The organism is Citrobacter sp. Ca225, assembly GCF_030337175.1.
Lineage (GTDB): Bacteria > Pseudomonadota > Gammaproteobacteria > Enterobacterales > Enterobacteriaceae > Citrobacter_A > Citrobacter_A amalonaticus.
On sequence record NZ_JAOWCD010000079.1, the window covers coordinates 1 to 7,747 of the forward strand.

General features: G+C 43.4%; 9 protein-coding genes. 5 read left to right on the top strand and 4 right to left on the bottom strand.

Features of this window, described 5'->3' with window-relative positions:
- Window positions 1-55: 55 nt before the first annotated feature.
- Window positions 56-1,024 carry an IS5 family transposase gene (locus OGW13_RS14570; protein ID WP_000654811.1) on the bottom strand — a complete coding sequence of 323 codons (969 nt, stop codon included), beginning with the start codon at window positions 1,022-1,024 and terminating at the stop codon, window positions 56-58.
- Between the two features lie 242 nt (window positions 1,025-1,266).
- Here OGW13_RS14570 and OGW13_RS14575 point away from each other — a divergent pair, with 242 nt between their 5' ends.
- The 4 genes from OGW13_RS14575 (at window position 1,267) to OGW13_RS14590 (ending at window position 4,954) form a co-directional block, all read left to right on the top strand.
- A complete protein-coding gene (locus tag OGW13_RS14575; RefSeq protein WP_128347211.1) occupies window positions 1,267-2,268 on the top strand; it encodes a hypothetical protein in 1,002 nt (333 codons plus the stop codon).
- 107 nt (window positions 2,269-2,375) lie between these two features.
- Window positions 2,376-2,612, top strand: coding sequence for a helix-turn-helix transcriptional regulator (locus tag OGW13_RS14580; RefSeq protein ID WP_022631407.1), 237 nt, complete (start codon window positions 2,376-2,378; stop codon window positions 2,610-2,612).
- 123 nt (window positions 2,613-2,735) lie between these two features.
- Complete coding sequence (locus OGW13_RS14585) at window positions 2,736-4,142, top strand: YfjI family protein (RefSeq protein WP_287101017.1); 1,407 nt, start codon at window positions 2,736-2,738, stop codon at window positions 4,140-4,142.
- A gap of 191 nt (window positions 4,143-4,333) precedes the next feature.
- A complete protein-coding gene (locus OGW13_RS14590; protein ID WP_287116242.1) occupies window positions 4,334-4,954 on the top strand; it encodes an inovirus Gp2 family protein in 621 nt (206 codons plus the stop codon).
- Window positions 4,955-5,022: 68 nt separating this feature from the next.
- Here the strand turns inward: OGW13_RS14590 and OGW13_RS14595 are convergent, their stop codons facing one another.
- The 3 genes from OGW13_RS14595 to OGW13_RS14605 are packed head-to-tail and all read right to left on the bottom strand — an operon-like array spanning window position 5,023 to window position 6,689.
- A complete protein-coding gene (locus OGW13_RS14595; protein WP_126492989.1) occupies window positions 5,023-5,670 on the bottom strand; it encodes a hypothetical protein in 648 nt (215 codons plus the stop codon).
- A 15-nt stretch (window positions 5,671-5,685) separates the two neighbouring features.
- A complete protein-coding gene (locus tag OGW13_RS14600) occupies window positions 5,686-6,441 on the bottom strand; it encodes a PDDEXK-like family protein (RefSeq protein WP_094169386.1) in 756 nt (251 codons plus the stop codon).
- Between the two features lie 29 nt (window positions 6,442-6,470).
- Window positions 6,471-6,689: a hypothetical protein gene (locus tag OGW13_RS14605; RefSeq protein ID WP_287101018.1), complete on the bottom strand. Its 219-nt coding sequence runs from the start codon at window positions 6,687-6,689 to the stop codon at window positions 6,471-6,473.
- Between the two features lie 34 nt (window positions 6,690-6,723).
- Between OGW13_RS14605 and OGW13_RS14610 the strand changes: the two genes are divergently transcribed.
- Window positions 6,724-7,692 (top strand): IS5 family transposase, encoded by a 969-nt coding sequence (locus OGW13_RS14610; protein WP_000654811.1) that lies wholly within the window; start codon window positions 6,724-6,726, stop codon window positions 7,690-7,692.
- Window positions 7,693-7,747 lie beyond the last annotated feature (55 nt).

Here is a 7,747-nt window from a genome sequence, read left to right on the forward strand (position 1 = left end):
GGCTTTGTTGAATAAATAAGATTTCGTGCGAACGACCCTGTAGCTGGCTGGATTTTCAGGCAATACGCACGCTTTCTGGCATCCCAGCCTTTGTCATCCTGTTCAACGCACGCACCATGGCCATAGCTTCCGCTACCTGACCATCGTAGTCACGCAGCGTCAGTGAATCTCCCAACAACTGCTTCATTCTGTACATTGCCGTTTCCGCTATCGAGCGACGGTTATATTCCGTTGTCCATTTCCACCGTGCATTGCTTCCGCTCAGCCGCTGATTAGCAACGGCACGGTTGCGGTCTGCGTACTCACCGGGCCAGTAACCTGCTCCTTTTCGGGGAGGAATAAGCGCGCTGATTTTTTTGCGGCGCAGTTCATCGTGACAGAGCCGGGTATCGTAAGCCCCGTCTGCCGCGGCTGCCCTGATTTTTCTGTGAGTCTGCCGGATAAGGCCCGGGAAGGCTTCTGAGTCCGTGACGTTATTCAGCGACAGGTCTGCACAGACAACTTCATGTGTGTTGCTGTCAACAGCAAGATGCAACTTTCGCCAGATACGACGGCGCTCTTTGCCGTGCTTTCTGACTTTCCATTCGCCTTCACCAAAGACCTTCAGCCCGGTGGAATCAATCACCAGGTGTGCGATTTCACCCCGGGTGGACGTTTTGAAACTGACATTAACCGACTTTGCCCGCTTACTGACACTGGTGTAATCCGGGCAGCGCAACGGAACGTTCATCAGGGCAAAAATGGAATCAATAAAACCCTGCGCAGCCCGCAGGGTCAGCCGGAATACGCGTTTAATCACCAGAACGGTGGTGATGGCGAGATCAGAATAGCGCTGGGGCCTTCCTCGTGATGAAGGCGTTGCCGACTCATACCAGGCCTGAATCGCCTCATCATCCAGCCAGAAAGTGAGGGAGCCACGGTTGATGAGAGCTTTGTTGTAGGTGGACCAGTTGGTGATTCTGAACTTTTGCTTTGCCACGGAATGGTCTGTGTTGTCGGGAGGATGCGTGATCTGATCCTTCAACTCAGCAAAAGTTCGATTTATTCAACAAAGCCGTTCTGATTTTAGTGCGGATAGGGATTGGCTGCAAGGCTGCTAATTGGGATACCACGTTGAATGCCTATATCGTTCATAGAGTAGCGCTGTACATCTCTTGATTTGAGATCATGAAAATACTTACTTGCCATTAAATAGCCTTTAAACTCATCGCCTTACCTTGATACAATCCGTTGTAATTTATAAGGTCAATGCATTGGTGGTGATAAATGACAAGTAAATCTGATTTTTTTGATGCTTCTGATCTGTTTAATCTTCCTGAAGAATTCGACATCCCCGATACTTTTTGTCGTGCTGACGAGTTCTCGAAAAAATCTAAAGTGAGCTTGGAAGATATTATATCTACATGGCTGGATGATAAAATCAGTCTCTATGTTAACCTTCGTTCAGAATACTGCCGAATAATTCGTTACGCGAATAAAAAAGAACATCGTTATGATACATTTGATATCAGAGCTGGAGGAGACTTTTATCAACATAAGGATAGCCCTCAGTTTGCAGTAAGAACATTCATACCTTGTGATAAATCAGAAATAAATGAGTATCCGGTTTTTAATGGCAGTTCTTTTTTTAAATATGTTTACAATGGATATGCCAGTGGTTTTTGGCGACTGCAACCTACAAGCACCACTCGATTAGCAAGGCAAAATTACAATCTCAAAAATGCTAATGAATCTTGGGAAACCATTCCTGGAGAGGTTAAAATATTTGGTCGAGATGAAAGTGATTGTTTGCTTTTTAATAAAGATACTTATGTCTCCTTTGAAAGGATTTATATAGCTGATTCTGGATGTGAAATTTTATGTGAATTATTTCCCTCTAATGAAGCTAGTAATATAGAAAAATATGACCCACCTATTAACAGAGTTGCAATGGTTTTACTTATTAATGAACTGTTCAGCATTAATGGAAATGTGACTTATTCAAATGTCAGCACAATTCTTTTAAGTAATGGAATTGAAGTTACGCAATCAACCATAAAAAAAGTCCTCGAAGAAACATCTGAAAAAAGAGATCAGCCTTACAAACATCAGCCTCAGCATTCGAAGATAGCTTCGTGCTTAATCACACTTTATTGCAAAGGCAAAAATCTTGCTAAGACACCATCAAATGTAGCTCAAATATTGAACGAGCTTGCCAGGTCATCACCAAGAGAGTGGAGCATTATTTTCACCTCTAAAATGGCTGCTAACCTAATGAAAATAAAATAAAAAAACACCTCTTGCTAAAGGCTTAACAAAGCCTTAGCAAGAGCTCCTCAGCTTTACTCCACACTCGCACTGTTTCATGCTGCACTCACTGAAACAAAGGAGGCAGTATGAGTACAACATCTATCATTCCAACCCCTGAACAACGGCTGCAAATTCTGCATGTCTACGGTGAGAAAGGTGACCGTCTGGTGCGTGAAAAAGAGCGACAGTATATCACTTCGATTTCTCGCTCGACAGCCTGGAAGCTCGAAAAGGCTGGGAGGTTTCCTCAACGCAAATCACTTGGAGCTAAGTCGTGCGGGTGGTTGCTTAGCGATCTACTCTACTGGATTAATGAACGCTAAGAACCATGGTTTTTTAGTATTTTTCATCTAATGGTTGGGAATGCATCTTGCTATTTCCACTATTAATAGCGGAATAGCAACTCAACCGGAGGTACTTTTTACATTAAATGATGATGAGGATTTATGTCGGGAGATCAAGAGTTCCCCATACATGTGTTCCCCGCGAGGGCGGGAAATGCAATTTATGAGATAGTGCAACATACTCATGCACCGCTTCCCATGGTTGCAGCAGAGATGCTTGGCGTCATATCTCTTGCTTGTCAGAACAGAATTGATGTTTGTAGATTGAATAATCTGCGTAGCCCTACATCGCTTTTTATTGTGACAATTGCGGAATCTGGGGAACGGAAGAGCACGGTAACTAAGTTGTTAATGAAGCCCATTTACCAACTAGAGGAACGGCTATTTGACCTATATAAACAAGAAATAATTAAGTGGCGGTATAACGTAAAGATTTTCAAGGCGGAAGAGAAAGCTTTGATGTCAAAACTGAAGTCAGAGATCCGTGGTGGCAAAGATCCAACCATAACACGTGAAAGTCTGAGTATGCTGCAAGATAGTTATCCTGTAGAGCCTGTCAGATATAAGTTGACGTTTAATGATACCACACCAGCGGCGATAAAAGAGTATCTCTGTGGTGACTGGCGATCAGTTGGCATTTTATCAGATGAGGCTGGGACCATATTTAATGGTTATGCATTAAATGAATTGCCGTTTGTCAACAAAATGTGGGATGGCGCAACGTATTCAGTCGAAAGGAAAAACGCACCTGAGAGGTTAATAAAAAATGCCAGATTGACATTATCCCTACAGGTTCAGTCTGTAGTTATTAATAGATATATTGAAAGAAAAGGGGATATAGCAAAAGGGATAGGATTTTTTGCTCGTACACTTATTTGTCGTCCCTTTTCCACACAAGGATATAGACAAATAACTAATCCTGTTGTCTCAAGTGAACATTTGTCTGTGTTCCATGAGCGATTAATGGAGATCGTCAATGAGAGTATCGAAAACAAAGATGAACGTATTTGCCTGCATTTCTCGCCAGAAGCAAGACAGAGATGGATTGCATTTTATAATCAAGTTGAAACAGAAATGCGGTTACTCGGATTTCTTTCAGACTTTAAAGATTATGCATCTAAAATCGCTGAAAATATGGCAAGGATTGCTGCTTTATTACACTATTTTAATGGTGATGAAGGGGATGTATCACTTACCGCTGCTGAAGCTGCTATAGAAATAAGTGCATGGTACGTAGATGAGTATATAAAATTATTTTCCAAACAACAGGAGCTAGATATGGTCAATACAGATGCAGATGAGCTTTATTGGTGGATAAAAGAATATTGCAATCAAAATTTTTTACCATATATGAGGAAGAATACCATACTGCAATATGGGCCTAACCGGTTCAGGGGCCGCGGTAAAGTAAATGAATTATTAAGCACTCTTTATTCTCAAGGGAAGATAAAGGCTGCTAAAAAAGGAAAAACTATCTTTATACAGGCGATGGATACCTGGGGGGTTTAATGAAGTAAAAAAATACCATCGATATACTTGCTTGTTCTAACTAATTGCAGAGTTATTTTGGAACTGCCACCGCAGGCAGGTGATAGCTTTTGCCTAAATTTAAATGTTGGAAAGGTAATATATATTTATTTGATAAATCACTCACAACATATCCCTGTGAATAGCAGGGATATTAAAATCAGAGATGTATGATGAAACTTTACCAAGGTACTCATGGCGATCATATTCTCGCTTACAGAGATAAAATTGCTCTGACAGTCAGTAATGCTATCAATCATTTTCCACGTACTATGGCATTAAGAGCGGATCTTCATTACCCACCTATTTTAGATAATGGTGATACGGTATGCTGTTTTCCTAACCTTGAACCCGGTGCAATATCACGATTTCTGGATTCGATGAAAGCGATTTTGGAAGCACATGAACATCGCAGAAAGTTTGCTGGGATCAGAGTCAATAAGAACGTTGTACGTAATGTCTGGGCAAGAGAATACTCAAAGAATGGCAAATGCCATTTCCACATTTGCTTGTTCTTTAACAAAGATGCTTACTACCATCTGGGGCATCTCAAACATAGTGGTACACTTAGCAATCTGATAGTCAGGGCGTGGTATAGCGCTCTCGGCTTGGAACTTGAAGATTGTCGTGAAATTGTACATTTTCCGGACAATTGCAGGTATGTGCTCAACGTAAACGATCCTGATTTTGACATCATATACAATGAGTTGCTTGAACGACTGGATTACTTGACCAAGCTTGATACGAAGGTATTTGGTGAGGGAGATAGAAGTTTCGGGTGTAGTCGGGGATAATTTTTACTGCAATGGCCTTTCTTATGCGAGAAAGGCCAAATCAAACCAGATAACGTTAATTATTTAACTTATTCACTTACTGCAATCTGCGCTTCGGACAAAAATATAGCATCCAAAATTTTTGTAGATTGTAGTAGCTTGTCAAGAGCTGTTTGCAATGGAAAAAATACTTCATGTTCCACTGGAAACTCACCATGCTCTTTCCAGCACTCAGTGAGTAAATTAGGTTTAATCGTGACAGGTAGGAAATAGTTACCTTTCCCTTGTTCCAATAGCCCTAGTGTCTGCAGTTGCTCACGGTAGGATTGTTGAACATTACTCGCATAACTAGCAATCTTTTTGACTCCACCAAAATACCCGGCATTCAATTTAAACTCAAAACCAAACAGCCCCTGCTCGGTTCCCGTACCCGTCAGGACGGCTAAAATATAATCATTTCCTTCAGTAACAGTCGAACTGTTTTCAAACCAATATTTGCAGTTAACGCCTTCAATGACCCAAGCTGGATGGGCCAGCCAGCAATAATCCTGATGTTCATAATTTGCTTTACCTACCCAGCTGTTGTCTTTCATAAATCGTTCAACACACTGATCAAAGCTTTTCCAGAAGGCAGGGCTTAAATGCTTTTCAAAATAAACAACAGCTTCGTTAAACATCTTTAGTTGCGAAAGAATCAGTATACCGGCCTGACGTTCTGCATCGCTGTGTGGATTCATGTCTAATCCCTTAAATTAAAATGTACGAACTCGATTAAGAAAGCAAAATGCGGCATGGGCAGCCATTTGGCGTGAAGGAGAGTTTTCATTGGCAGAAATGAATTCTTTGTAATGCGGTTGCAACGAAGACTCTAAAGCTGAGGCGAGATGTCGCCAGGAAATACAGGGAACATACTCTGGTTTGAAATCTAAGCCACAGGTCAGCGGTTTTCCGCCACGAGGCGTTAAAAAGATAACGGCCCAGGGACGTGACATTGCGCGTAATTTGGCATCAGAACAGTATCGGGCAACTTGTTCCGGCTGCTCATAGGCATCAATTTTCACCTCGATAAGCAGGAAAAAATTATCCGCATTGATTTCTACATCAACACGATTGGTATTATCGCCAGTAGGATTAGTTTCAACCCGCACCCGACAATAGTGAAGGTAATCTTCAGGGATATCATTTCTGCTGTGTCGTATTGCCTGCAGGAATGCCTGTAAAGGTAGTCTCCCGAAACCATGGGTTCCCTCGGGATCAAGAAGCCATGAAAGGACTGCAGTATTGCGAACCTCTTTACGCCCAAGGCCTGCTACTTCCCAGGGATCAAAAGATAAAGAGCGATGCTGAACAACTTTCAGTGGTTCAGAGAGAAGGCTGAAAAATTCAGTTAGCTGAGATGCATCAATATTTGTTTTTTTATCTTTTTCTCTGGCCCACTCCAGGTTTTTTGGCCATTGGTGAAAAAATTCCGGTAGCAACTCAACCAATGAAGAATTGTCATGTTCCATTAGATGCCCACTCAAAAAAGACGAATCGTTCATATTAGCGGCAATTCAAAACACTTCACCGGTTTCCCGTCCTGCATTTCTACCAGTAATCGTGCAGATTGCGGCTGCTCAGCCAACAATCCTTGTTGGAATTTCCCGAACGACGAATGTGCCTCTTCAATAGCCATCTTTTGCTGCATTAACGTCGTTGTCGTCCATTTCCCCAGTAATACTTTATTGGCATTGGTGGTATTGCTCTGTTCCGTCAATGGGCTTTGTTGAATAAATCGAACTTTTGCTGAGTTGAAGGATCAGATCACGCATCCTCCCGACAACACAGACCATTCCGTGGCAAAGCAAAAGTTCAGAATCACCAACTGGTCCACCTACAACAAAGCTCTCATCAACCGTGGCTCCCTCACTTTCTGGCTGGATGATGAGGCGATTCAGGCCTGGTATGAGTCGGCAACGCCTTCATCACGAGGAAGGCCCCAGCGCTATTCTGATCTCGCCATCACCACCGTTCTGGTGATTAAACGCGTATTCCGGCTGACCCTGCGGGCTGCGCAGGGTTTTATTGATTCCATTTTTGCCCTGATGAACGTTCCGTTGCGCTGCCCGGATTACACCAGTGTCAGTAAGCGGGCAAAGTCGGTTAATGTCAGTTTCAAAACGTCCACCCGGGGTGAAATCGCACACCTGGTGATTGATTCCACCGGGCTGAAGGTCTTTGGTGAAGGCGAATGGAAAGTCAGAAAGCACGGCAAAGAGCGCCGTCGTATCTGGCGAAAGTTGCATCTTGCTGTTGACAGCAACACACATGAAGTTGTCTGTGCAGACCTGTCGCTGAATAACGTCACGGACTCAGAAGCCTTCCCGGGCCTTATCCGGCAGACTCACAGAAAAATCAGGGCAGCCGCGGCAGACGGGGCTTACGATACCCGGCTCTGTCACGATGAACTGCGCCGCAAAAAAATCAGCGCGCTTATTCCTCCCCGAAAAGGAGCAGGTTACTGGCCCGGTGAGTACGCAGACCGCAACCGTGCCGTTGCTAATCAGCGGCTGAGCGGAAGCAATGCACGGTGGAAATGGACAACGGAATATAACCGTCGCTCGATAGCGGAAACGGCAATGTACAGAATGAAGCAGTTGTTGGGAGATTCACTGACGCTGCGTGACTACGATGGTCAGGTAGCGGAAGCTATGGCCATGGTGCGTGCGTTGAACAGGATGACAAAGGCTGGGATGCCAGAAAGCGTGCGTATTGCCTGAAAATCCAGCCAGCTACAGGGTCGTTCGCACGAAATCTTATTTATTCAACAAAGCC